Below are 24,490 nucleotides of genomic sequence, written 5' to 3' on the forward strand. Positions count from 1 at the left end.
TTTATATACCTTTACTTTTTCTTTATTTAGACATTAGATTATTGGTGATTTTCTCGAACACAAAGTGCCAATAACCCTCCCGATAAGTCATCCAACTTTTTGGGAAAAACAATTTTACATTCTTGGTTAGAAGATAAATTTACTCGCATTACTTCATCGGCATTAATTCCACTCAAATAGGTATTCCCTTCGTCGCCGACAATACCGGTGTTTTGCCCTTTACTATTTTTAACTTGGGAACCAAAAGCGGGATATGTCCCATCTTCTAACCTGATAACGACCATACCTTTTAATCCTGATAACACATCAAAGTGTCTATAACCGACGGCTCCTTCCGTTAATGTTGCTTGTTGCACTGACTGCTGCGCATCTGCATTATCGGGTAAGTTATTTAAATCAATTTGTATATTATTTCGGTTGTAATTACTCATGTCGCTAATGACTGCTTTACCAAATAAATTCGTTTTAACTGCAATACCTGAGCCACGAATAGGAATATCAGGAACACCATCTGTATCAACCAAGAGCCGAGTTCCCCCTGCAAGGCTAGAACCATGGAATGCCCCACCTTCTGGTGTTATTGTTAATCCGCCATTTGCACTAAACCCAGCGGCACGATACTGATTCATCGCATAGCTAACGTTAGTAGAAAGCCAAGCATCATTTCCTTGATATGAAAAGTACCCACTTGTTGTCGCGCCTTTACGATTGTTTCCGATGTTAAATTGATAATTCATTCTTTCTGTTAATGTATCGAAATAGGATGCATTATTTGAAACATTGTCATGACTTATATCCATCGAATAACCGAGGCTTGCAGAGCTTCCCCAAGGTATAGAGACTGAAAAATAAATGCTATCGTCACTTTTTGAGTCTGTTTGCTGCCTATTTGCGGAAACAGTTGCACTAATATTTTTCCAACTGCCTATATCAAAATATTTTGATAGCATTAAGCTGTAATAATCATTGGCTGGTCGGTCCCAATAGGTTTGGTGGTTATAGTTAAAGTACAAAGAAAGACCACTTTCAATAAAGTTCTTATTAATTGATAACGTATATAATTCTTTGCTAGAGCCATAACGCATACCTGTTACTCGAAAATCTAAAAAATCACTCATATTCATAAAATCTCGTTCTGAAAAACGATAACCAGCAAAGTTAATTTGACTGTTATATTCCTCAAAACGCTTTGAATAATTCAGACGATAAGATTTACCTTTTAACGAACCATCGTTAGGAATATTTGCAATAGACTGCGTGATATCAAATGAAAGCGCGCCAAAAACCAACAGGTCACGACCAATACCAATAGATGTTGATTTATAGTCTTGACTACCTAATATTCCACCAAATAATGACCAGCCATTACTGACTCCCCATGAAAATTCTCCCATACCGAAGCTCACGCCTTGACGGTGGCCTTGGTTATCAATAGGTTTTCCCGTTGCAAATTTATATTGAACCTGACCTGGCCGTGTTAAAAAGGGCAGACTGGCGGTATCAACATCAAATGTTTGTGTGGTCCCATCTTGCTCAGCAACTGTAACATTCATTTTTCCTGTAATTGCATCACTGAGGTTTTGAATACGAAATGGGCCTTGAGCGACCTGTGTTTCATAAATCACTCTTCCTTGCTGACGTATAGTAATTGTGGCATTTGTCTTTGCTGTTCCAACTATTTCTGGTGCATAACCACGTAAGTTAGGCGGCAGCATGTTCAAATCAGATTGCAATCCAAGCCCAATAAACTTAAATGCATCAAATACACCTGAATTTAAAAAATCCTCACCTAGAGTTAATTTTGCTTGCAAAGCGGCTATCGCTCGATAAGCATAGATACGATTCCAATCAAAATTATGTTGAGTTGTTTTTTGTTCTCCAGTTGTACGATTGATTTGAGATTGCCATTCACCACGGAATCTCCATGCACCTAAATTAATACCCGCTACACCATTTCCACTTAAAGATGATGATGTTTGATCTTGTTCAAGCGAATCGTTAATTGCTCCATTTATATTGTAGTCAAATAATAAAGCCGAAATACCATGATCCCAACGACTAGGAGGGTCCCAGTTTTCATAAATTTGTTCTAAATAGGCCTGAGGGACATTAATATTAAGTGAAGAGGTAGATAGATCCCCTTCAACAGACATCCCATCTAAACTATTTAAATTTAAGCATTGGCCACCCTGTTCCCATAATGCTTTATTTAAGGCTTCTTTTGTTAACCCTAATCTTTCGACAATATCTGGGGAAAGGCAAGCCACACTACCTGAATCTGAAGTTTCACTTTCATTAAATACAACTGACATTTCAGATAATGAATGACCATTAATATTAATTTTCAAGTTATACGTACCAGGCATAATAAATCCAATACGATTAAACTGTTCTAAATCAATATTGTTTCTATCTTCTACATCTAATACATCAGTATTAAATTCAATTACCCTAGCAAATGTGGTAGTCAGCATACTGCTATAGAGCATTGATATGATCAAGCCTTTTAATATATATTGTCGTATTTTACTTTGCTTAATAGGCATATTAATTTCCTGACTACCCAAAAATAAATGTCAAATATCTTCAGTGATAATCAACTTTAAATTTTATTGTTGTTCTATATCCACCTGACTTTAGAGATAAACCATTTCTCATAAGCTTCACACCATATTTTAAGTTTGATTCCCCAGGTATTATTGAGTGTTCTTTAAGAGGAACACTGGGATATATTAAATTTCCTTTTTCATCTTCTAGAGACAACGATATTCCTTTTGCGTGACCAAATAATTCGAACAAATTATTTTTGGCTGGTCCATCGAATGTTAATGTGAAATAATTCCAATGCTTTCCTGATAACGTTTCTAAATGGCAACCAATTAATTTAATTGAAAAATACTTTATTGGACTATGACCATATTGATTTATAAGACTCATTGGAATTACACCCATATCTATTGATTGGTCATAAGAGTCCATTGAAATAGCACATGCTGTTTCTAAAATGCTTCCTTGCATATTTACCTTACCAATAATAGTATTGTTATCAGCCAAAGAATTATTGGCTCCTATAATTAATAAAATTAGGAAGCCCGTGATTTTCCTGATAACAATCATTGGTGGTATGTCCTTTATTTAGTATTTAGCGTTTTCCTGATAGGTCAGCACTTAATATTTTGCAGAAACTTAGTTATAAGAAAGAACAAAGTTTGTAGTTGCTTCAAATTTGCCTGGGTTAACTTGTGCACCTGAAACACCTTGCAAAGCAGCTTGGAATCTTAGTGAATTATCCCCTGCAACAAAGTTTTGGGTTGTAGAGCTATTCAGGTCAATTTTATTTCCTGAAACTGTCATTAATTTAACACCAGCACCTTGTCCATCACCAGTAATTTGAATTAAACCAGTATTATTACCAGAATTAACCCATTCAGTACCGGTGAATTTTACATTAACAGTATTATTGTAAGTTAATTCAACTTCTTCACCATCTTCATTTGTACCTTTATATTTTGCATTTAAAGTACAACCTTCCAGTTTAATTGCGAATGGTTGAGCTGAAGACATACCACCTGATTCAAGTGTTGTATTAGAAATTTGTCCTAATGGTACTTCTTGGTTTTCATCACCTGGTGCAATTGAACATGGCGCTGTAATAATTGAACCACTGAAATGAACTTTACCAGTACCTGCATCAACTGCTAATGCTGACGCACTCATTGCACCAAAAACCATTGTTGCGATAACTAACTTTTTCATATATTTACCTATATAAATTAAAATAAATTAATAACCGAATGATTATTAACATTGACACTAAGCTCATACCTATTTATAGGCATGAGTAAAACCCTTAATTACTCTAATTAAGGAAATCAGTTTTAAAATTTAAAATTAGACAATTAAATTTTGTTCGAAAAATTATTTGCAATAACGTAGTAATAATAATCAGACCAATCCTTGCCAAGTGCATGCAAATAGTTATTTAGCATATCGATCGATATATTACACAACCCATTCTCATAACGAGAAACTTGCTGTTGACTCAGGTATAATAATTTTCCAACTTCAGTACCAGACAAACATTTTTCTATTCTAGCTGATTTTAAAAACTTACCTGTTTCTTTTGTAATATCTAATCCATTGATATATTTAACTTCACTTTTTATCTTATCTACATTTTCTACAAACATAGCCAAGTCTCCTAAAAATATATTTTAATCAATAATCGATTAGCTTAAAACCATAGCCAGATTCTAAATAATAAATTCTAATATAATAATAAGTCATTTAACGGAGGAGTATTTTTTAACTCAACTCATTTGATGTCGCTTACTATAGATTTATCCAATATTGGAGTAAAAGTGTTTTAAGCAATGAAAAGCGAGCTTTTAGATAGGCGCGACCTATTGAAAAATATAAAAACATATATTATAACCTATTAAAATTAATTATAAGTTATTATAATCTTATATATCAATGGGTTGAATAAATTTAGTTAATCACGTTATAAATTATGTTTTCGTTAACATTGTCAAATTTAATATTTAGTACTCATATCTTCACCTATCATACTTGCAATTTGTTACAGTTATTCAATAAAAGATATATGATAACTTTATTAAAATAACTTATATAGATAGTCAAAATATGACAATTACACTATAGAATAAATATTACCTTTAGTTTTAGTTGATAAAATAGATATTTGTTTTAAGACTACCTACAAAGAAACTGAAGGGGTAAATAAGACTTTTGCTTTTCTGTCATATTAGTACCGTAGCTAAATTTTAAAGCCTAACAAAGCTCATCTATAAAGGTGATTTTACTTGCTCGTTCTTTCTGTCTAAAGAAAATAAGGAAATGGAATAAATGAATCATTTCAACGGAAATGTTGGAATGTAGAGGGGATTATTTAGTGTAACTCAAAGTAGATACAAACACGGAAAACAGGTAACCCATTGTTTATTAAATTTTAATTATCCCCAGAGTAGGATCATATGACTATAGTATTCTAGGTGTAAAAAAGTACTTCTTATAAATCGAATTAAAAAACCAAACTTTATTAAAACTTAAAACTATTAGTCTAAAAAATTTATTTTTTTAGACTAAACAGCTAGCTAACCTCTTTGAAAACCTTCCTTTCTAACTGACACCACTCCATTTTCGTGTAATAATTTGGTTGTTATTCATATTAATTGTTAAATCAATCATTCATGCTTTAGATTAAGAAAACCACAAATCAATGTGTTGTAAAATCGTGAGGTAGTGCTTAATATAATTAACAGACTGACTGTAAGTGAAATTTATAAACTTAAAAATCATTTTTAACAGAGTAAAAATTATAAACAATGATATATATATTGAACAATTGTATAGAATATGATTCTGAAACTGGTGAGATAATTCAGCTAGGCTCAAACAGCGAAGTGGCCAAGCTTACACCTATTTTAAATCGTATTTTCAGAGTATTAGTCGAAAATAATAACATGATCATCCCAAGAGAAGAGCTTTTAAAAAAAGTTTGGGATGAGCATGGTTTGACTGCCTCAATTAATACATTAAACCAATATATCAGTGCTCTGCGAAAACTACTTTATCAGCACCTTGAGATAGATAATGCAATTTTAAATATTCCTAAAAAAGGTGTTATTTTATCTTCAGAACTCATTATTACACAACGTAACACCGAGCTTGTTCGCCATAGTGAAGAAAAAGGAGATACAGAAAAACTTGATGGAAGGGATAAACTACCTTTAATTGAGCTTAATACACATAATCAAGTCGCGGTATCTTCCGTTATAGCTAAACCCCGAGTATGTTATACGTTAAAGCGTAATTTCTCATTGAAAATTATACTTGGCTTCAGCGTCATTTTAACACTGGCTTCAATGTATAATTTATTTTTTGGTGCATTAAGCTTTGACAAAGTTAATACGTACCTTGTCAGTACAATAGGGTCATGCCCTGTTTATTCATTTAACAGTAATTTTGACGATAAAAATAATTCAAAAGATATTGATAAACATGTAAAAGAGTTTAATTTACAATGTAATAACAGCGCCATTTTTTATTACTACAGTAACCATAGTAATGCTCAAGTAGAAAAACAAACCCTACTGACTAAGTGCGAAGATAATAAAATATGTATTTCAACTCGAATAAATTGGTAGGTTAAGAATGAGAAAAATTACTATTTTATTGTGTGTCATTGCATTATTGTCAGTTGGCCTATTTTTTTATTCTGTGACTGTAGAGGACAACAAATACTGTAGTGCACAAATTAACTCAAATTTTGAGTCTCCCTTATACCCTAAAGCTGGATATGAAATTGACTTAAGGATCGTCCATCAAAAGGATAATAGCGGCTATATAAAGTTGGTTGGTTCAATTTCCACGGATAAAACCTATTCCGTGAATAGAGTCGTTCACTATACTAACTCGACTATTGATGAAATCGATAATATCAAAACGAAAATTACATTAGTGAGAAAGGCAAAAAATGATAATGTGAGTGATGAAGTATTCAATCACTATTTAAAAGCATTTTCTTTTGGTACAACCAGTTACTCGAAGATTAATCAAATCTCCCCTGGAAGGTATCTCTTTTCCAGTGCATTTGGCCCTTACTTTATTTGTGGGGAACAAAAAGAAAACGAGTTGCCTCCTATCTGATATCAATAAAGCATATTGAGAGAAGATATACGGACTGAAGTGTCATAGTCAATTGGCTACCTGAATAGAGGTGTTATTAGTTCAAGGTGACCTATATGACAATGCAAACTCGACGTAATTTCAGTGCAGAATTTAATTTGAGACTAGTTTTTCCCTTGACCAGAGCTATTCCGTGGTCAAAGCTACTAACACTATAAGTGCTAGTAAATTTACTATGGATAAATGAGTTAACCAGTTAAAGCAAAGTTTATTTCAACAAGGCAATTGCTGGGACAATGCGCCAATCAAACGTGTTTTAGGTGCTTGGGTATGATAATAGGCTATCGAAGCTTTGTTGAAACTCAGCACCAAATCACCCGATACATGATTGGGTATGCAGGTAATCGATCTGAGTTGATCTTAGCGTCAAAAGTAAGGACAAGCCTTGCAAGCACTGGATTTCAGATACAAAAAAAGACGTCTGTTGATGCCTCTTGGTGTTCTTATGGTGCGAAGGCCGGACTCGCATTTTATAGGCAATGCATTGTTTTTATTTGCTATAAATTTATAGGGAATTTTTTGTATACTTATATGTATACTCACCGACTAAAATCATTAAAGAGCAGGTATAAAGTTTAAGATTATGTGACCCGCTTTTTAATAACTTAAATACAACGATTGTTTGGCATAATTACTAGCTCTTGTATGGTAAAATGATATCACAAGGAAATACCTATGATAATGACTAGAGGATTCTTATGGATATCAACGAGCTTCAGTATAGTACCTTAACTGATGAAAATGGTGTACCCATTATCTATGCAAAAGAGTGCTTATCTTTTCCTGATGAAATATCGTTTCCAATCGCAAAAAAAGAAGATCTAAGTAAGATTAGTAACTTAGTCTCACAATCTATGCAAGGGGTTATCAATACAAGTGGACGTACCATTGAGCTTGTATTTAAACCTGAAATTCAAAAAGGCCTAAAAGATGGCTCACTAAGAATGATGCGAACTAAAACTGGTGAAGTACTCGCTGATGCAGTTCACAGTAGTGGAGCTAAAGTTGGGAGGGTGGCAGGAAAAGGACGAATAGTCGAGGCTGGAAAACTAAAACAACTAGCCACAGGATCTTTTCAGTTAATGAGTTTAATTGTAGCTCAAGCTCATCTAGCAGATATCAATAAAAACTTAACAGATATAAAACTAGCGGTTAATAGTTTAAGAGACAAAATTGATAGTCATAATGCAGCAGAAGTCGAAGGCCGCATTGATTACCTTCAAGGAATTATTGAAAAGATGCAACGTGGTGATTTTGACTATGAAATGTCTTTGCAGATAAAGGTTAAGATTGAAGATATTGTTGCTGATGCCTTTGTATTACAAGCTAAGTTATTAGCTGACCTACAAAATATTAAAAATGAAGTAGTTAGCTTAACGAATTTAGATACTTTTGGGACAGGTGGTACTTACCAGAAATTGAAGGAAATATCAGAACAGATCCCCCCTTTAATTACTCGCCGTAATGTTTTTCTTAAGATGGCATCATTGTTGGCATATATACAAGCCTGTATTGATCCATTAAGTAAAGATTTTAGCCAATTTGATTTAAAGAAAGACGTTTGGAATGCTGCTTTAAGTAACCTTATTGAAATAATAGCCACCAAAGCTAATAATTTGTTATCTAAAGCCAAGTTTAACAGTGATGAAATTCTTAGCCTTCGCCGCAGCTTTATTCTTAACACGCTAGAACTTATTAATAATAATGCAACCAATAATTACGAACAATTTGAAAATTCATTAATTAAGCTTAAAAATAATCATCAAAAAGTCTTATCACAAAATGGTAAATTACGACTTGTCGTTAGTCATGATGATAGTGGACATATACAACGGGCAGCTATTGTTGATTAATAATCAACAACTTAAATTCTAATGCTGTTTTATTTTATCTAAGTCCTATGCACAAAGTGACATTCAATTATAAAGGCATACCATCGATATTTTAGTCGACGTCATGCCTTTTATAATGTCATGAATATAAATCAATCTCCAAAATACTCGTACATTTTTTCAGTCATCACCCATAGCGCCTTATTTAATTTAATATCCCCATCAATGCCATTCACCGATCGAGTGCGAGCTCGCTTGCCTTTAGCATTCCTGCCTGATAATCCCCCTTTGATTAAATTCTCCTGCAAACGTTGGTAGACGGTCCAAAGATCATCTTTCTTATCTTCCCGGCGACGAGGCTGTAATACTTGCTCCTCTGTAATTGGTTGATATTCCGCACCAAAACGATAAGTTAAAGCCGCATGTGCCAAGGCTTGTTGCGCTGGTGGCGGTAACAATAATGACTGCATTTGTTCTCGCTTCTCTGCTACCGAATCAAACGTTTCAAGTACTTCATAAGCCCCCTCAATCACCTTCCCTACCACATCGCCTTTATGGGGTACACGCACTTCGCCAAACGTATCGCCGCAAACTAAACCGTTGGAGCATACAGCTCTAAATAGACCCGGCAACATTTGATAACTACTTGAGCCATCATGACTATTAAGTAGGATAATTTCAGGCACTTGGCTACCTGTAATTTGATCATGGCGTCTGAGGCGCAACATATGCTTAGTATGATCGCGACGGCTTTCATCCCGCACACGAGTTTGACAAGCAAAGAACGGGTAGAAGCCTTCCTTTTGAAGACTATCCAATAAGGTAATGGTTGGGATGTAAGTATAACGTTCACTTCTGGATTCGTGTTTCTCTTCTGAAAATACGCTAGGTACTGTGCGGAACAATTCTTCAATGGTTAACGGGCGGTCACGACGAATGCTATTTGCCGCACCAAAGCGAGAAGCTAAACGAGACATAGGGGGACTCCTCAGTGATAACACTGATAAATTAAAATAAGATAAAGGAAATAAGTGAGGTGATAAGCTGGTGGACGCTGTATTAAAGCGTTATCAATAACTTAGTCAATTAGGTGAAAGATTTGTGCTTGCTCGGGATGTTGCATCGCATAGTCACGAAGTTGGTAAAAATACTCTACCAGCACAGCACTCTCGGTTTTAAACGACCAGATGCTATACACCATTAGACAGACTGCGATACCGGCTGCTTCAGGGCTTAACTCAGCTTCATTTCCGTTATGCGGGTTAAACATATGCAGGGAGGTTTCGAGCATATCAGGCCAGATAAATGCGCCGCCATTAGACAGCATACTGAACTCCCAGAAAGCACCTTGATAGACCTCACACATCTTATCCATCAGATTAAAGATATCGCCTTCAATACGTTGCCAATCAGGTACTGTGCTGAAATAGAAACGCCAGAAGGTACTACGACCACGGGAATTGACGAGGTTGGTTTTGATAACAGTTGATTTTTGCTCTTGTAAGGTAAACATAATAGAACTCCAATTCAGTCGATATTGATAGACAGTAATAAGCAAAAAAGCCCTACACCTTGCGGTGCAGAGCTTTCTAGAAATGATAGGTATATTGAGTATCATTTTTAGTGACTCATTCTGATGATTGATTCACTAAAATAATATAGATATAAAAATAAATGTAAGTTAATTAATGGGTTAATCTGATGATGCTTTTATAATGAATCAGATTCGGGGATCCCTTCATCTGCTAATTGATAACCGATGTTATTCACGACGGTTTTGGGATCTAGTTTAATCTCAACAAGGTGCTTTCCTGTCTCTACGGTTCCTTTATAGACATCGAGGGTGCTAAAAGGCTGACCTTCTTCATTACTGCCATCACTGACAAGATAGGTAGTATCACCATTACGTATAGTAAACTCACTGATGCTATAAACCCGATTACTTTGACTAGCAAATGAAGTTCTGTTTGCAGGTACAAAGATATCCATCTCTTTTTTTTCTACCCCCACTTTACCAAAAGAATAAGATACAGAAGGTGAAACAATGCAGATCTCAACTTCCTTCTTATGGTTCGCTGTTTGAGCGTAAAACACAGGTTTAGCACAACGAGATAGATGAGCTTGGCGTAAGTCCTTATGAGGAGTTGCATAGCTCAATGGAATAACCAATAAAGAAGTAAGAACAATTAACGGTAGTTGGATTGATCGTTTCATACATTTTCCTTTTCGTAGATACCCTGTCAGAATAACATAGTGGATCATAAATAATTCTACCATCATACTATTTGCCGCACCAAAGCGGGATGCTAAGCGAGCCATAATGAATTTCCTTTAAAATAAAGTAGATAGATAAGAAGTCGGCGTAAATAAGGGCGAGGTTAATCGATTAAATGGAAAATAGCGGAACGTTCAGGATGTTGCGCCGCATAATCACGCAATTGATAAAAGCGATCGACGAGGGTGTCACTTTCCGTTTGAAAGGACCATAAACTGTACATCATCAAACACACAGCTATGCCCGCTGCTTCAGGACTGAGTTCCGCTTCGTTACCATTATGCGGATTGAATAGCATAAGCTCCTCTTGATTCAAATCGGGATAAATAAAAGCGCCGCCATTAGATAAAGTGCAATATTCCCAATACCCGCCGTGGTAGTCCTCACAAAACTGGCCCATGGTAGTAAAAATCACCACTTCAAAGGTTGAAAAGCCTTTAACGTTGCCAAAATGAGTTTGCCAAAAATGCGTGCGCTGGCGGTTGGAAGCGGGTGTTGAGATGATGGGTTCAAGTGTCATAAAAAAGCCCTTCTGTGGATGTTACGAAATAAAAAAGGCAGACCGATTGGTCTGCCGTTATGTTGAATTTACATTGAAATAGTTGAGTTTTAGTGGTCACTAAATAGCCCGTTGAGTAGTCGTTCAATGGCTCCCCCCAATAAGGTTGTGCAAGCAAGCGTCGCCCCAAGTCGAGCCGCTTGAATTTCCGTGTCGGAATACTCGCCTTCAAGCGCAAGTTGTTCATTGACCGTCTTCTGGGCGTAGTAGGTGATAGACACCAGTGTCACAACACTCACAGAGGTGGCGATAAGTTTAAAAATGGACATAGATTACCCTTTAGTCAGGCGTTCACTGAATATGAACGCCGAATAGTGTGTGAAAACTCAGTATTGATATCGGGCGATATCCGGTTTTTGAAAGGATTGTGTTTGGTAGTAAAATAACGCTTTTGCTATTCCGTTAATAATTTTAGGGGTTTCAAGTTTACCTTGATACGCCCATGCGACGGCATCTGTTCTTGCTAAACGGCTCAATGTTTTTTCCATCATAGGGGTAAAATCCTCCTGCCCTTGTTTATCCTCTAGGTTATACAGAACATGCGTTAGAACAGGCTTTTCAGGGTTAACGAGGCTCCAAATAAAAACTTGGGTGATTGACCAGTCATGTGCATTTTGTTGTGCACGTTTTAGGTCTGTGATGTATTGCTCCGTGATTTGAATGGCTTCATTTTGCTGGTGTCTAAATTGTGTTAACGCATTGGCATTGTGTTGCTGAAGCTCAGAGACCTTTTTCCGGAGCATTGCCTCGACATTTTCCGTTTGGTTTAACCACGGTAATAAATACAGACCAACATCAGGGGCGTGGTCATTCAATGTCTCCGTTAACGTATTCCACGCTTTAAGCTGGCGCTCTGCTTCCTCTGACGTAGTATAACCGGCATTAAATGCAATCGGTGTCGTCATTGCATAGGGCTGGTCAACATTGTCACGGAGCAGTGACCAGTCATGTTGAGACAGTGTTGTGATGACCTGTAAAACCTGTGTAAGCCTCTGCTCCTCAAGGGTTGAATCTGTTTTCGGTGTTTCCGCATTGGCAAAGCGCGGTATGAATTTAGTCATACCGTCTATTGTCGTTTGATACCAGTTATTTAAATCGTGGTTAATGGCGTTTTGTAATGCCCCTTTAGCTAACTGACACTTATAGACCACCAAGGGCCTTTCTTGTTCATCCGTTAAGGTTTCCCATGTTGGCGAAACACAATCTTTACGATGGTTGAGTACCCCGCCGAGTGTGACACTGCGGTCGTAATCATAAATCAATCCTTGAACACGCAAAATGTCTTGGGAAACAGTTTTAGCAGTCGTTGAGGTTGCATCATCACATCCCAGCAAGAGTGCGCTGCTGATGCAGACGGTATAAAAAATAGTTTTCATCTTAATACCTTATAATTTAACGAGTGATTGAATATATTGGTAATGGGGCAAGGCTTGAATAAACGCCTCTTCACATAACCGTTGGTTGAGGTCTTCACGATAACGAAAGCCCCGCGCCGTCATGACCACGTCTTGCAAGGCCATCACATCAAAGACATGAATGTGCTGCGCGATATCAGCGGCGAGATACCAATGACCGTGGTAATAAATCAACTTATACGGGGCGACGTTCGTGATGCTTTTTCCTTGGTGGGTAAATTGCAGTAAACGCCGTTTTACAATGGCTTGTGTCAGGATATAAAAGCCCCCGAACAGCGAGGGACGCTGCTCAGGAGGCGTATGATAGACAATGAACGGTGAATCAATTGTCGGGTCGAGCAGAACCGTTAACAGCTTCCTGTCTAAGGCCGGAAACAGTGAGGTGATATGCGTAATGGCGGCAAAACGCAATATGTCCTTATCGGTACGAAAGGGACGCTGTGACGCGGCTAATCGATAGCCACCTTGGTGATATTCCAAGTCCAGATACTGAAGGCGTTCATTAAAGTCACGCCGTAGGGTACGGGTTGAGACATTGAGCTCTTCTGACAGCTCGGATAAATAGACGGTTTCTCCTCGAAATAATTGACTAATAATAAACGCCAACCGAGACGCAAGCCGGTCATGGCGAGACACAGAAGTCGACATGATGTTGTCCTTATTAAAATAGCTCCGGCAAGCGGATAGAATGGGATTGATAAACCTTATTGCGATAAGGCTTTTTGTCGTAAGTACGCCACAATGATGCAGGCGGGAACGGTGACCCGATAAGCGGGTCCCGCTAAGTCAGCGACAAGCCATGCCGAGCTCACGGCAAGACCAATCGGCCCCGCAATCAAGGAAAGTGCTCGGTGTGCGGCAAAGAGTGTGCCAATGGTGGCAACCCCGCCGAGCGCATTAATTACACCAATGGCTGAGAGTGTGGCCACTTCCAGTGCGGCAATGCCAGAGGTACGGATAGCCGCTTGAACCGCAATCAAAATCAGTTGAGGTGTGGGGTTGGTGAGGTTAAGTTGCATATCACGAGAGAAGGCTTGTAGCTCTTCTGTGGTCAGCTCATTTAAGCTTTTTTCTAATACTTTCAATAACAAATTTAATTCCAAGGTTTCGGTACTTCCCTCCTTCGGATAATTGACATCAAGGTGGTCACAGACATCCTGTAAGATTTCACGGTACAACACGCCCTTATTGCCTCGAACGAGACTCATCAAACTGTTAGCTCCAAAGGCTTGCAACTCTGCCGCAATCGACATCCAATATTGCTGGTGCTCCGGATGGTAGAGTTGATATTCAGGCGAGCTGGTTAAGGTTTCAGTCCAACGCTTTTGCCCGTCTTTGCTGTCGTGAGTCAGTACAGACACAAGCAAGCCTAGTTCTTCATTGCTGCATTCACGTAAAAACGCTAAATCGGTATCTAATCGGTAAGTTGCCATCAGTGTTATTCCCTAGCTTGAAAAAGAGAACACCACGATAACAACCTCACCGGACAGGTTATGTCCGGCTATTTGACTTTTTTTCAAGAGAGAAATGAAGGGAAATGACAGGGTGTGTCACTACATCTATGTAATTTATTGATATATCTGTTATTTTTTAATATCATGGCAGTACTGTATATTTGAAATTTTCTTGAGTTAACACCAAGTACAACGACTAGGATAAATCAACTAAAGAAAGCTTCTGAATAATTAGTTGGTTGTGTTCATCATTTTTGACCATGATATTCTTTCTCAATTAACTCCGTAACCATATCGACAATGGTCTTATTGTAGGTTTGGGCTAACTCATCCAAGTGATTTTTTACATCAATGTCCAGCTCACAATTTAATATTTTTATATTGCTTCGCCCTTTTCGGTATGCACGCTGACCCCACGCTTTTTTCATATCCGATAACAACATTCTTCGCTCACTACGATGTCTAAAGCTCCATGAGCGTAGTGCGGCATAAATAACCAATGGTAGTTCACCTTTACCACTTGGATTAAATAATTCAAGGGTATTAATCCCCCCGTAACTACGCTCAGCTCTTTCTTTATCATCATATTTTTTTAAGTATTCCCATGTCCAAATAGCCGCATCTATTCCTCCATCGCTTAGCCAAGACATCTCTTTGACTTTTTGAGACTCCTCATGCCATTTTTTCTTAGCCTCGTCCATGAGCATTTTTTTTGTATTTTCCAAGAAAATAGAGCAATCTAAAAAATAGGTAATAGCATAAAATCTATCTAGATGAGAAGATTGCATATCTTCAATAGAAAGTAGCTCAAACCAATTTTTACGTCTGTTACCATTAAATTTTGACAAATAAAAGCCAGAATTCATTTCATCAATATCATGGATATATTTATTGATATCACGGTTTCGCAATATACCCCAAAAAAATGCACATGCATTTTCATCATTAGAAAACCAAGAAAGATTAGAACTTGGAAGTATATTTTTTTCTGTAGACTCTATGGCTATTCGCAAATATTCATTATCACTAAAGTCTCTTTCCTTAATAAGAAGGTTCAATGCAGTTTTAATCAGTGTGAAGTTACTAGCATCTAAGCCATACACATTTAAAAAATTAAATCTTTCATTACCCAGTAACAATCGAATAAAGAAAACTGCTTTTCTAGCATCTTTATTTTTTATTAAATCTTCAATATAAGCATTAATATCCATTTAAATTAAATCCCCTACAGTGTAGTTAGTATGATTTTATTATGTATTAAAATTGGATTTTATTATGTGATGTTGTAGTCAACTTGAGATAATTATGAGTAATAATATGAAGATTTATTGTAGTAAAATTGTAGTTAAAAAAGACCTTTTAGCACAGAAAGAAAAGCAAGTTTCTTAGTTCAAAGGGGACTAACTTGCTTACCTTAATAGCTAAGAAATTGAGTCATAATTCCGTGTGTAGAATACGCTTTTGTGTTTAATTGACCTTGAAGTAACGGTGTTAAAGCTAGGATTGTTTATTATTATGTAATTATGTAATTATGTAATTGATTTGATGTGTTCAATCAGTGGCTTGATATACATGAAATAGCTTACATATAAGCGTATTGATTTTAATGAGCAAAAAGGTAAATCCATAGCTAAGTAAAAAAATCAGGTTGTTTACAATCACAAAGCTAGACCTGTGTTTTAAATATACGTATCATTTAATAAAACCATTAAACCAACCTTGCTTTTTCACCTTTAAATACTAATCCTAACCTTAAAAATACCTATGTAAGCGATCCTCGTAAAACTTCTCCCCCCTTTTAAGCCATTCACTAACTATCATTATCAATCATTACTTCACGACTTGGACAAATTAAAAATCAAAAATAACTTTCCAGCCTGATGATACGAACCATTATTCGATCACAGGCAAATAAAATGACAAATCGTGCACTACACTTAAATCAAGTTGTTCTCTCAACCACGTTTGAACATGACCGTTTAACGCTCACTCGAGACCACTCGCTGCGTGAGTTAGTGTCTCTACTCATGGGAAATATTAAACACCTTTCAAAACGTCTAACTCATAAATTAGATTTATATAAAGGCATTCCCTTGTCGCCCAATAACCCACGATTGCAGCTCACCTCGACATCTCCCAAAGGTGAGCTCTTTTTAGAAACACTCAAGTTCACCCGTTACATTCAATCAATGAAAATATCGCAAATACAGCACTTGCATCCCACTCTTGTGCTCTTGGTCTCTCTTGTCAGCAAATACCGCCTAAGCGATATACTCATAGACAAAGATAAATACTGGTTGGTAGATACCCCTGAACACCTTCAGTGGCTTAACGAGGCCTTCCATGAGTTCCAAAGCACGTTAAAGAGCCCTGACTACAAAAAGCAAATCCGTACCTTTGAACAAGGCGCTCAGAAGAACTACCGACGAGCTCAGCAATACATTGACTCGTTGTATCAACGTTACTCCAAACTGTTAGTTGTACGAGTAGATCTGTCTTACAAAAGTGGTATTTGCCACAGAGTCAGAGCTCACCACCTGCGCCAGCATCGCCAAGCCCTGTACAAAGCCATTAATAGCAACCCACTCTTTTCATGCTGCGTCGGGTATATCTTGAAATTGGAATTCGGTATGGAAAAAGGCTTTCATTACCACGCCTTGTTTTTCTTTAACGGTCAGAAAGTGAGGCAGGACATCACGCTGGGCAAACTCATTGGTGAATTCTGGCAAGAACGTATTACAGACATGGCAGGCTTATACTTTAACTGTAATTACCAAAAAGAAAGATATCGCGAACTGGGGATTGGTTTACTGAAACGTACTGATGAGGGTAGCAAGAAAGGATTGCTCAATGCAGTGAAGTATTTATGTAAAGCCGACGCATGGATCCGTCTGGCTGTGCCTGAACTTAAACGCACCTTCTGGCGAGGAGAAATCAAACCGAGAAAACGTCAGTAGTTAACAGACAAATTATTTTTTACACATCCGGTTAATGATGTGGAGTGATATCCACATCCCATTTTTCGATATCGCTCCTGCTTTTTATCCACATTAAAAACAGGAGTTTTACCATGAGCACGCAAACTGAAAATATTGCATTACTTGATGACCAATTTATTGACATGAAATTTATCACCACACTAACGGGGTTAACGGATAAGTGGTTCTACAAATTAATCCAAGAGGGTGAGTTCCCCAAACCTATCAAGTTTGGTCGTATGTCGCGCTGGTTAAAAAGTGAAGTCGTACAATGGCTACAAGCACGCATTGATGAATCGAGAGGAGCCAACACAACTCTTGAATCCTAAGGCGCTAGAGCTAGTCGCCGTGCATTTTCCATAGCATACCCACCCATTACCCACTAACTCACTTTCAACCACACCTGGTGCGATTGAATGCGTTCTAGGCAACGTTGCATCCTAAACATACGAACCTGACTCGATACGCATGCAGCCTATGCTCAGTGGTCTTCTAAGTTTCAAGGTGGGTTGCCGAGTGTGGATCCTGAATGTTAGGTACTCAGAACGTTTAGTTTAAATTTTACAGAAGGAGCACAACCATGCTTAAATTACATGAAGTCAAAATGTCTCTCGCCCTAACACAAAACAATCGATTCGCCGGAGCCACCCAAGAACCGAGTTATTCACGAGAAAACTATTACTGTGCTCACTGCGGTGAGCCCGTCACACTGCACAAGACGCCAACGGAGTCATGGTTTACCCATTTTGATCCTCAGACCGCAGAGCACTGTCCGCGGGTCATCAGTAAGATCAAGAGCTTAGAAGACAAGGCACGACTGAGCACACAGGTTCGATCAGTGTCCCCTATTTTAAAGATCACGGATTGGTTTTGCGTGCAGTGTCGTGAGTATTTTACAAGTAATCAAAAATGTTGCCCGAAGTTCCATGAGGGGATTTGGTGTATTCCTGCCCAGAATGTAACAGAGGAACATCAGCCTAAAACAGAAAAATCGTTTCCATTATGACCTTTTAATGCTCATGGTGTTAGGTTAATCAATCACGCTTTCGCTAAATGTGACCACGGTACTGCCACCAAAATTAAGCCTACCCTGATAAGCTCACCGAAGAAGAGGAGTTAAGGAAGAATTTTCATATCGAGGAACGGCTGTTACGCTATCACACACGGCCAATAATTATTTATCGCCAGTGGTGTATGAAAATTCCTTAAGAAAAGTGTCCTGATTTAGTTGCGCAGAACAACCAGCCTAGGCAGAAGTTGCTAGACGTGTTCGAGAGAATGAATTGCGTCAGTTAGCATTCTAGCGTGAGCTTCTAGCAAGGCCAAAAAAGAAACATTCGAACAATGTCAAGCCAATTTTTATAGCCAACAAGACGACTTGTTGATACTATGAGACCTACTGAAAAACAGTAGGTTGCTTGATGGCATTCAATCGATGGCTTCCTAGTTTTAGATGATTAGGGCTTGTCCCAAATGGATTGAGAGGCTGACAGTGCAAGACAACACTGGACTTGAAGAGCTTAGCCAAGCACAGAGAGAACGACTCGCTCATATTGATTTCACTTTGTTATTTAAAGGTGAAGCTGGGCGTAGTTATTTAACCGAGCGCTTTAGCGTAGCGCCGTCTGTGGCAACACAAGATTTTGCGCGGTACAAAGAGTTGGCTCCTAACAACGTTATGTATGACGAAAAGCGCAGAGTGCACTTGAAGACGAGCACATTCCAGCCGTTGTTTGATTATGACATTGTTCGAACTCTTGCGACGATAAGCCAAGGGTTCGGTGATGGCTTTCTTGGCAAGGTTAGGCCACCTATGGCTTGTGAAGCACCATTTCATCTCAATAAGCCGAAATTGGAAGTGGTAGCGGCGATTAGTGAAGCCATACATAAACGCGCGGTGATTAATATTGAGTACACCTCATTGTCGAGTGGTCATGGGAGCAGGCAAATAGTTCCTCATACCTTGATTGACAATGGCTTGAGATGGCATGTCCGAGCATTCGATAAAAAGCATAGAGAATTTAGGGATTTTGTGTTAACCAGAATAAGTGAAGTTGAGTTGTTAGAAGATGAGGTTAACGACGAAGTTGAGACTCTTCAGTGGGATAAGCAATGGAACCGAATCGTTGAACTAGAGCTGATACCTCATCCAAAACTAGCACATCCAGAAGCTGTATTGATAGACTACGCAATGGAAAACAATAGGTTGCGTGTAGAGGTAAGAGCTGCGTTCGCTGGATATTTACTGCGTTTATGGAATATCGATTGTTCAAAGAATAGCAAGAGCAATGGGCGAGAGTTCCATTTAGCGCTTAAAAATCCAGAAGCACTATACGGCGTTGACAATGCTGCACTCGCTCCTGGATATAGCGAATCGTGAGATGAATTTATGAATATAAAAGAATATTTAGGCGATCTTATCGGAGGCAGTTTATTGATAACTGAATCTAGAATAATCGCAGAATCGCTACTGAAAAAACTTCCAGAAGATGAGTGGAAGTCGCTGATCGTTGAGCAAAATGTTCTTCAGAAAAAATCCGGTCAGACGGCTATTCGTTATGCCAGAACAATCCGTTGGCGTATTGAAGTCCTGGGTGATGAGTTTATGACTGATCTTTTAGCCGCGAGTGAACGTGCCTATGTCCAAATGCTGATGATGTCATTACTCATTCATTCTCCGGTTGTCGCTGATTTTATGCGACATACCTTAGCCGAGGCTCGTCGCACCTATAAACCCTCTTTAACCGCTGATGCATGGTCTGAGTTTTATGACACGAGAGTGCGGACATATGCCGAACTTGGCGGTTTTTCTGACTCAACTGTCAAAAAAATGGGTAACAACGCAATTAAGGCATTGGTTGATAATGGCTACCTGAGTGATAGCAGGACAAAGAAAATACAACCTGTTTACCTAATGCCAGAAGTTAAAGACTGGTTAGTTCGTCTGGGCCGGGAAGATTTGATTGAGGTAATGGAGTGCACAATATGAAGGCTCTCCAGACCAGGCTTGATCTTATACAGGAACGAATTGAAAGCCCTAAGTTTTTGAAAAACGATGGCTTGGGCAATGAAATTGGATTTTGGGTATTTGACTATCCAGCCAAGTATGAACTGCTTGTACGAGAGCACCTTAAGCACGTTGACGAAAAACTCAACAAGCGTGGTTACCGCTTTGTCCATCTCAATATTTTTGAAGTCTTGATAGATATGCTTGAGGAGCGAGGCCTTTTCGACCGAGCTTGCCAGCGTGAATTGCAAGTCGGTGTTGATGGTCTTCGAAAAACACTAGCCGGGCCTCTGAGCCAAGAGAAAGTGGCAAGGTATATCGCGGACAAATATAAGCCATCAGAACTTGAGTTTGTGTTGCTGTCAGGCTTAGGCAGTGCGTGGCCTCTTGTCCGAGGACATGAGTTACTTAGTGCTCTGCAAGACGTTATGGGTAGCACGCCATTAGTGCTTTTCTATCCGGGTGAATATAGCGGAAGGGATTTGCATCCTTTTGGCATGATCGAATCTAAAAACTACTATCGCGCTTTCAAACTTGTGCCTGAAGACGGTAAAAAAATTTAAGAGCAGGGAGCCTCCCGAATGAAAATTGAACAGATTTTTTCCAAGAAGTTGACGCGTGACATTAATGGCGTTGTTAAAGCGGAACAAAAAGACAATGACAGTGTGTATGTCGAGCTTGATGAGTATGTTGTAACCCGAGAGCTAGATCGTCACTTTCGTGCGTTCTTTGAAGCTTATGTACCATCTGTTGCGAAAAGCCACGGTGATATGTCAGGTAAAATTGGCGTATGGATTTCTGGCTTCTTTGGCTCGGGTAAATCGCACTTCCTGAAAATTTTATCTTATTTGCTTGAGAATAAATCTGTTGAAAAAGATGGCCAAGGCCGACAAGCGTTTGAGTTTTTCAAAGACAAAATCAACGACGCCATGCTGTTGGCGGACATCCAAAACGCTGTTACCAAAGACACTGATGTTATTCTTTTTAACATCGATTCGCGAGCCAATACGGACGACCGAGAAAATGCCATTCTTAAGGTTTTCCTCAAAGTCTTTAATGAGCGTGTAGGATACTGCGCTGACTTTCCTCATATTGCGCACTTAGAACGCGAGCTTGATAAACGTAATCAATACGCATCTTTCAAGGACAAATTTGCTGAGTTGACTCAATCAACTTGGGAAAAGGAGCGTGACGCCTATGACTTCTATCGAGACGAACTTTCAGAAGCACTCGCTCATGCCAGTGAGCAATCATTAGAGTCTGCCAAAGCGTGGGTTGAGCAGGTTGAAAACAATTTCCCGCTAGATATCCGAAACTTCTGTAAGTGGGTTAATGAATACTTAGATCGCACTGGGGATCGTAACCTTCTTTTCTTAGTCGATGAAGTCGGTCAGTTTATCGGTAAGAACACGCAAATGATGTTGAAGCTTCAGACCATTACTGAAGATCTTGGCACATATTGTGGTGGCAGAGCTTGGGTCGTTGTTACCTCTCAGGCAGACATTGATGCTGCCATTGGTGGTATGGATAAGCGCGATGGCGATGACTTCTCTAAAATTCAAGGGCGTTTTAGTACCCGCTTACAGCTGTCGAGCTCGAATACCTCGGAAGTTATTCAAAAGCGTTTGTTGTCCAAAACGGAAGAAGCTCGTACACACCTCATCGATGTCTTTGCTGAAAAGGGCGACATTCTTCGTAACCAGCTGACATTTGATAAAACGACAACCGCGTCTCTAAAGGGCTACACCGACGCTCCGTCTTTCGTGGACAACTATCCGTTTGTGCCTTACCACTACACGCTGGTTCAAAAAGTGTTTGAGTCAATTCGAACAAAAGGCGCGACGGGTAAGCACTTAGCCATGGGTGAGCGTTCATTACTTGATGCTTTCCAATCAGCTGCAAAACAGATGAAGGACTCTGGCCTTGATGTGTTAATCCCGTTTTACAGTTTCTACGCACCGATTGAAAGCTTTTTGGAGCCAGCGGTTAAGCGAACGATTGACCAAGCCTGTGAGTTGGATTCCTTAACAGAATTCGATGGCAAGATTCTAAAAACTCTTTTCTTGATCCGTTATGTGGACGTTGTCAAAAGCACACTAGACAACCTTGTGACGCTGTCAATTGATCGAATCGATGCAGATAAAATTGCGCTGCGTAAACAAATTGAAGAGAGCTTGAATCGTCTTGAGCGCCAATTGCTGATTGCGCGTAATGGTGATGAGTTTATTTTCCTGACCAACGAAGAAAAAGAGATCGAAAACGAGATCCGTCACACTGACGTTGAAATGTCAGAGGTCTCTAACAAGCTTTCAGCAATCGTATTTGACGGTATTTTGAAAGGTAATCGTGCCTATCGATACCCGATTAATAAGCAAGACTTTGCGGTGAGCCGTTTTTGCAATGGTCATCCAAAAGATGGCACCACGCTGGAAGACCTAGTCATTAAAGTCATTTCACCTTTGGATTCGCACTTTGAAAATTACTCCCACGATCAAGCGTGCATCAATCATACGCTTGAGGCTGATGGGTGCGTGCTCGTCAAGCTGGGCGAACATAAGCGTCTTTGGGATGAGCTGACAACCTTTATAAAAACTGACCGATTCTTAAAACAAAATTCAGGACAGCGACCAGAGCAAGAACACCTTCTCCGCGAAAAGCAGATGGAAAATATTGAGCGTGAAAAACGCTTAAGAACGGATTTTGAAGCTTTGTTTGCAGAGGCTGACGTTTACGCTATCGGCACAAAACTACCGAAGAAATCAGCAACGCCAAGTGCCATCGTCGAAGAAGCATACAAATACGTTATCGAAAACACCTTCGCTAAATTGAACATGCTCAAGGCAACGCCTGGTGAAGTTTTGCGTGAACTACAGGCGGTTCTTGTTGCTGATGATATTGCTCAGATTGGACTGGATCTTCAAGCGGATGAATGTAACCCAGAAGCTACGCGTGAGGTTGAGCAGTACGTAACGCTAAAAGTCGAGCGTAATGAGCCTGTTTACTTACGTGACATCGTTGCCCGCTTCGGCAAGCGCCCGTATGGCTGGCCAGACAATGAAATCTTATTGCTCACTGCAAGGCTGGGTTTGGCTGGAAAGGTATCTTTTAGTACCCAAGGCACAGATCTGGCGTTGAAAAAAGCTTACGAGCCGTTTACCAGCGTGCGTAAACGCGGCGAGATCCGTGTACATAAAATCAGGCAACATGACGAGCGCCAAATTAAAAAGGCTGCTGGTCTTGTTAAAGAGATCTTTTCAAAAACCTTTACCGGCTCTGGTGAAAAGGAGCTCTACGAATTAGTGCGCGATGAATTACTGGCTTGGAATGAAGAGCTTAAATCATTCAGAACCAAGTCACAGACAGGCCATTTCCCAGGTAAATCTCAAATTGACGATGGTCTTGCATTGGTCGCGGGTATTCTTGAGCAAACTTCAAGCTTCGCTCTTATCGCCCGATTCTTAGAAGACGCTGATGCCCTTGAAGAGTTTGCTGAGGACTTTGAGGATCTTGATGACTTCTACAATAGCCAATTTCAAACTTGGCAAGCCCTTGCGGGCGCATTGAACGAGAAGTTTAAGGCCAATAGACCCGCGTTAGAAAAAGACAGTGAAGCATTAAAAGCGCTCACTGAATTAGAACGCATTTACAATATGCCCTCACCGTATGAGCAGCTGCGCCACATTAATCCGCTTATCGAGCAGGTGGCAAAAGTTAACTCAACATTGGTTGAAGAAAAACGCACTCATGCCTTAGAGCGTGTTGATCTGCGCATCGGACGTGTAAAAGAAGCGCTAGCTGAAGCTCATGCACCGTCTGAACTACAGAACCAAGCACTACGCCCGTTACAAATGTGCAGGCAGTGCATTGAAGCAACCTCTTCAATACCACAAGTTATCAGTGAGCAAATTGAAGCGGAAGGTTACGAGGACGAAGCCTATGAGTTGCTGAATGGCTTTATCGAAGATCAACGCAAAAAAGCTGAAGCTGAGCAAAGACGTCGTGAACTCGAACAGGAGAAACGCGAAGAAGAAGCAGCGAAAGCCGGTAAGGCAGCTCCAGCACCTGAGCCAGCCTCTGAACCAGTGCAGCCACAGCCGGTTGCAAAACGTACCGTAACGATTAACCCAACTGATGCCATGGCAAAATCAGTAACAACCGGATTCATTGAAAGTGAAGCCGAAGTTGATGCCTATCTTGCCGCTTTAAGAGAACAGCTGATTGCTGCTGTCAAAGCTGGCGACCGAGTGAGAATTAAGTAA

General features: G+C 39.3%; 23 protein-coding genes. 10 read left to right on the plus strand and 13 right to left on the minus strand.

Annotated elements, in window-relative coordinates; all coding sequences use genetic code 11:
- Nucleotides 1–38: 38 nt before the first annotated feature.
- From P3L56_RS18865 to P3L56_RS18880, 4 genes are all read right to left on the minus strand, one after another.
- The gene (locus P3L56_RS18865; protein WP_198860960.1) at nucleotides 39–2,546 is read right to left on the minus strand and encodes a fimbria/pilus outer membrane usher protein; all 2,508 of its coding nucleotides are present in this window, start codon (nucleotides 2,544–2,546) and stop codon (nucleotides 39–41) included.
- 40 nt (nucleotides 2,547–2,586) lie between these two features.
- Nucleotides 2,587–3,054 (minus strand): fimbrial protein, encoded by a 468-nt coding sequence (locus P3L56_RS18870; RefSeq protein WP_166685017.1) that lies wholly within the window; start codon nucleotides 3,052–3,054, stop codon nucleotides 2,587–2,589.
- A 132-nt stretch (nucleotides 3,055–3,186) separates the two neighbouring features.
- The gene (locus tag P3L56_RS18875) at nucleotides 3,187–3,756 is read right to left on the minus strand and encodes a fimbrial protein (protein WP_042845650.1); all 570 of its coding nucleotides are present in this window, start codon (nucleotides 3,754–3,756) and stop codon (nucleotides 3,187–3,189) included.
- Between the two features lie 143 nt (nucleotides 3,757–3,899).
- Nucleotides 3,900–4,190 (minus strand): helix-turn-helix domain-containing protein, encoded by a 291-nt coding sequence (locus P3L56_RS18880; protein WP_048605919.1) that lies wholly within the window; start codon nucleotides 4,188–4,190, stop codon nucleotides 3,900–3,902.
- Nucleotides 4,191–5,348: 1,158 nt separating this feature from the next.
- On the opposite strand from P3L56_RS18880, the gene P3L56_RS18885 reads away from it, so the two are divergent.
- The 3 genes from P3L56_RS18885 to P3L56_RS18900 all read left to right on the plus strand — a co-directional run bounded on the left by P3L56_RS18885 (nucleotide 5,349) and on the right by P3L56_RS18900 (nucleotide 8,564).
- On the plus strand, nucleotides 5,349–6,170 hold the full coding sequence (locus tag P3L56_RS18885) for a transcriptional regulator (RefSeq protein ID WP_198860961.1): 822 nt from the start codon (nucleotides 5,349–5,351) through the stop codon (nucleotides 6,168–6,170).
- A gap of 7 nt (nucleotides 6,171–6,177) precedes the next feature.
- The gene (locus tag P3L56_RS18890) at nucleotides 6,178–6,672 is read left to right on the plus strand and encodes a FidL-like protein (protein ID WP_042845652.1); all 495 of its coding nucleotides are present in this window, start codon (nucleotides 6,178–6,180) and stop codon (nucleotides 6,670–6,672) included.
- Between the two features lie 737 nt (nucleotides 6,673–7,409).
- On the plus strand, nucleotides 7,410–8,564 hold the full coding sequence (locus P3L56_RS18900; RefSeq protein WP_181489905.1) for a hypothetical protein: 1,155 nt from the start codon (nucleotides 7,410–7,412) through the stop codon (nucleotides 8,562–8,564).
- Nucleotides 8,565–8,695: 131 nt separating this feature from the next.
- On the opposite strand, the gene P3L56_RS18905 is transcribed toward P3L56_RS18900, so the two are convergent.
- The 9 genes from P3L56_RS18905 to P3L56_RS18945 form a co-directional block, all read right to left on the minus strand.
- Nucleotides 8,696–9,520 (minus strand): DUF932 domain-containing protein, encoded by an 825-nt coding sequence (locus P3L56_RS18905; RefSeq protein WP_272686038.1) that lies wholly within the window; start codon nucleotides 9,518–9,520, stop codon nucleotides 8,696–8,698.
- Nucleotides 9,521–9,621: 101 nt separating this feature from the next.
- Nucleotides 9,622–10,056, minus strand: coding sequence for an antirestriction protein (locus tag P3L56_RS18910; RefSeq protein ID WP_247047283.1), 435 nt, complete (start codon nucleotides 10,054–10,056; stop codon nucleotides 9,622–9,624).
- Between the two features lie 197 nt (nucleotides 10,057–10,253).
- Nucleotides 10,254–10,862, minus strand: coding sequence for a hypothetical protein (locus tag P3L56_RS18915; protein WP_272686037.1), 609 nt, complete (start codon nucleotides 10,860–10,862; stop codon nucleotides 10,254–10,256).
- Between the two features lie 59 nt (nucleotides 10,863–10,921).
- On the minus strand, nucleotides 10,922–11,338 hold the full coding sequence (locus P3L56_RS18920) for an antirestriction protein (protein WP_004261417.1): 417 nt from the start codon (nucleotides 11,336–11,338) through the stop codon (nucleotides 10,922–10,924).
- A gap of 89 nt (nucleotides 11,339–11,427) precedes the next feature.
- Nucleotides 11,428–11,646: a hypothetical protein gene (locus P3L56_RS18925; protein ID WP_269723564.1), complete on the minus strand. Its 219-nt coding sequence runs from the start codon at nucleotides 11,644–11,646 to the stop codon at nucleotides 11,428–11,430.
- A 57-nt stretch (nucleotides 11,647–11,703) separates the two neighbouring features.
- Nucleotides 11,704–12,753: a hypothetical protein gene (locus P3L56_RS18930; protein ID WP_272686036.1), complete on the minus strand. Its 1,050-nt coding sequence runs from the start codon at nucleotides 12,751–12,753 to the stop codon at nucleotides 11,704–11,706.
- Between the two features lie 9 nt (nucleotides 12,754–12,762).
- Complete coding sequence (locus tag P3L56_RS18935) at nucleotides 12,763–13,440, minus strand: helix-turn-helix transcriptional regulator (RefSeq protein WP_272686035.1); 678 nt, start codon at nucleotides 13,438–13,440, stop codon at nucleotides 12,763–12,765.
- A 56-nt stretch (nucleotides 13,441–13,496) separates the two neighbouring features.
- Nucleotides 13,497–14,225 carry a DUF3944 domain-containing protein gene (locus tag P3L56_RS18940; RefSeq protein ID WP_210814464.1) on the minus strand — a complete coding sequence of 243 codons (729 nt, stop codon included), beginning with the start codon at nucleotides 14,223–14,225 and terminating at the stop codon, nucleotides 13,497–13,499.
- A 269-nt stretch (nucleotides 14,226–14,494) separates the two neighbouring features.
- Nucleotides 14,495–15,457 carry a hypothetical protein gene (locus P3L56_RS18945; RefSeq protein ID WP_272686034.1) on the minus strand — a complete coding sequence of 321 codons (963 nt, stop codon included), beginning with the start codon at nucleotides 15,455–15,457 and terminating at the stop codon, nucleotides 14,495–14,497.
- Between the two features lie 705 nt (nucleotides 15,458–16,162).
- On the opposite strand from P3L56_RS18945, the gene P3L56_RS18950 reads away from it, so the two are divergent.
- From P3L56_RS18950 to brxC, 7 genes are all read left to right on the plus strand, one after another.
- Nucleotides 16,163–17,203: an inovirus-type Gp2 protein gene (locus P3L56_RS18950; RefSeq protein WP_272686033.1), complete on the plus strand. Its 1,041-nt coding sequence runs from the start codon at nucleotides 16,163–16,165 to the stop codon at nucleotides 17,201–17,203.
- Between the two features lie 113 nt (nucleotides 17,204–17,316).
- Nucleotides 17,317–17,553 carry a helix-turn-helix transcriptional regulator gene (locus P3L56_RS18955; protein WP_272686032.1) on the plus strand — a complete coding sequence of 79 codons (237 nt, stop codon included), beginning with the start codon at nucleotides 17,317–17,319 and terminating at the stop codon, nucleotides 17,551–17,553.
- 275 nt (nucleotides 17,554–17,828) lie between these two features.
- Entirely contained in the window at nucleotides 17,829–18,230 is a 402-nt protein-coding gene (locus P3L56_RS22650; RefSeq protein WP_410480082.1) for a putative zinc ribbon protein, read from the plus strand.
- A gap of 447 nt (nucleotides 18,231–18,677) precedes the next feature.
- Nucleotides 18,678–19,604 (plus strand): WYL domain-containing protein, encoded by a 927-nt coding sequence (locus P3L56_RS18960; protein WP_272686031.1) that lies wholly within the window; start codon nucleotides 18,678–18,680, stop codon nucleotides 19,602–19,604.
- Nucleotides 19,605–19,613: 9 nt separating this feature from the next.
- Nucleotides 19,614–20,213 (plus strand): DUF1819 family protein, encoded by a 600-nt coding sequence (locus P3L56_RS18965; RefSeq protein ID WP_272686030.1) that lies wholly within the window; start codon nucleotides 19,614–19,616, stop codon nucleotides 20,211–20,213.
- Complete coding sequence (locus P3L56_RS18970; RefSeq protein WP_004249341.1) at nucleotides 20,210–20,794, plus strand: DUF1788 domain-containing protein; 585 nt, start codon at nucleotides 20,210–20,212, stop codon at nucleotides 20,792–20,794. The genes P3L56_RS18965 and P3L56_RS18970 overlap by 4 nt, the downstream gene beginning before the upstream one ends.
- An 18-nt stretch (nucleotides 20,795–20,812) precedes the next feature.
- Nucleotides 20,813–24,490, plus strand: coding sequence for a BREX system P-loop protein BrxC (brxC, locus tag P3L56_RS18975; RefSeq protein ID WP_272686029.1), 3,678 nt, complete (start codon nucleotides 20,813–20,815; stop codon nucleotides 24,488–24,490).

It is taken from the genome of Providencia sp. PROV024 (assembly GCF_032709665.1).
In the GTDB taxonomy this organism is placed as follows: domain Bacteria; phylum Pseudomonadota; class Gammaproteobacteria; order Enterobacterales; family Enterobacteriaceae; genus Providencia; species Providencia huashanensis.

Excerpts from the sequence above, each read along its gene's own strand:
- P3L56_RS18865 (WP_198860960.1), bottom strand. The coding sequence starts at position 2,546 with ATGCCTATTAAGCAAAGTAAAATACGACAATATATATTAAAAGGCTTG.
- P3L56_RS18875 (WP_042845650.1), bottom strand. The coding sequence starts at position 3,756 with ATGAAAAAGTTAGTTATCGCAACAATGGTTTTTGGTGCAATGAGTGCG.
- P3L56_RS18880 (WP_048605919.1), bottom strand. The coding sequence starts at position 4,190 with ATGTTTGTAGAAAATGTAGATAAGATAAAAAGTGAAGTTAAATATATC.
- P3L56_RS18885 (WP_198860961.1), top strand. The coding sequence starts at position 5,349 with ATGATATATATATTGAACAATTGTATAGAATATGATTCTGAAACTGGT.
- P3L56_RS18890 (WP_042845652.1), top strand. The coding sequence starts at position 6,178 with ATGAGAAAAATTACTATTTTATTGTGTGTCATTGCATTATTGTCAGTT.
- P3L56_RS18900 (WP_181489905.1), top strand. The coding sequence starts at position 7,410 with ATGGATATCAACGAGCTTCAGTATAGTACCTTAACTGATGAAAATGGT.
- P3L56_RS18905 (WP_272686038.1), bottom strand. The coding sequence starts at position 9,520 with ATGTCTCGTTTAGCTTCTCGCTTTGGTGCGGCAAATAGCATTCGTCGT.
- P3L56_RS18910 (WP_247047283.1), bottom strand. The coding sequence starts at position 10,056 with ATGTTTACCTTACAAGAGCAAAAATCAACTGTTATCAAAACCAACCTC.
- P3L56_RS18915 (WP_272686037.1), bottom strand. The coding sequence starts at position 10,862 with ATGGCTCGCTTAGCATCCCGCTTTGGTGCGGCAAATAGTATGATGGTA.
- P3L56_RS18920 (WP_004261417.1), bottom strand. The coding sequence starts at position 11,338 with ATGACACTTGAACCCATCATCTCAACACCCGCTTCCAACCGCCAGCGC.
- P3L56_RS18925 (WP_269723564.1), bottom strand. The coding sequence starts at position 11,646 with ATGTCCATTTTTAAACTTATCGCCACCTCTGTGAGTGTTGTGACACTG.
- P3L56_RS18930 (WP_272686036.1), bottom strand. The coding sequence starts at position 12,753 with ATGAAAACTATTTTTTATACCGTCTGCATCAGCAGCGCACTCTTGCTG.
- P3L56_RS18935 (WP_272686035.1), bottom strand. The coding sequence starts at position 13,440 with ATGTCGACTTCTGTGTCTCGCCATGACCGGCTTGCGTCTCGGTTGGCG.
- P3L56_RS18940 (WP_210814464.1), bottom strand. The coding sequence starts at position 14,225 with ATGGCAACTTACCGATTAGATACCGATTTAGCGTTTTTACGTGAATGC.
- P3L56_RS18945 (WP_272686034.1), bottom strand. The coding sequence starts at position 15,457 with ATGGATATTAATGCTTATATTGAAGATTTAATAAAAAATAAAGATGCT.
- P3L56_RS18950 (WP_272686033.1), top strand. The coding sequence starts at position 16,163 with ATGACAAATCGTGCACTACACTTAAATCAAGTTGTTCTCTCAACCACG.
- P3L56_RS18955 (WP_272686032.1), top strand. The coding sequence starts at position 17,317 with ATGAGCACGCAAACTGAAAATATTGCATTACTTGATGACCAATTTATT.
- P3L56_RS22650 (WP_410480082.1), top strand. The coding sequence starts at position 17,829 with ATGTCTCTCGCCCTAACACAAAACAATCGATTCGCCGGAGCCACCCAA.
- P3L56_RS18960 (WP_272686031.1), top strand. The coding sequence starts at position 18,678 with ATGATTAGGGCTTGTCCCAAATGGATTGAGAGGCTGACAGTGCAAGAC.
- P3L56_RS18965 (WP_272686030.1), top strand. The coding sequence starts at position 19,614 with ATGAATATAAAAGAATATTTAGGCGATCTTATCGGAGGCAGTTTATTG.
- P3L56_RS18970 (WP_004249341.1), top strand. The coding sequence starts at position 20,210 with ATGAAGGCTCTCCAGACCAGGCTTGATCTTATACAGGAACGAATTGAA.
- brxC (WP_272686029.1), top strand. The coding sequence starts at position 20,813 with ATGAAAATTGAACAGATTTTTTCCAAGAAGTTGACGCGTGACATTAAT.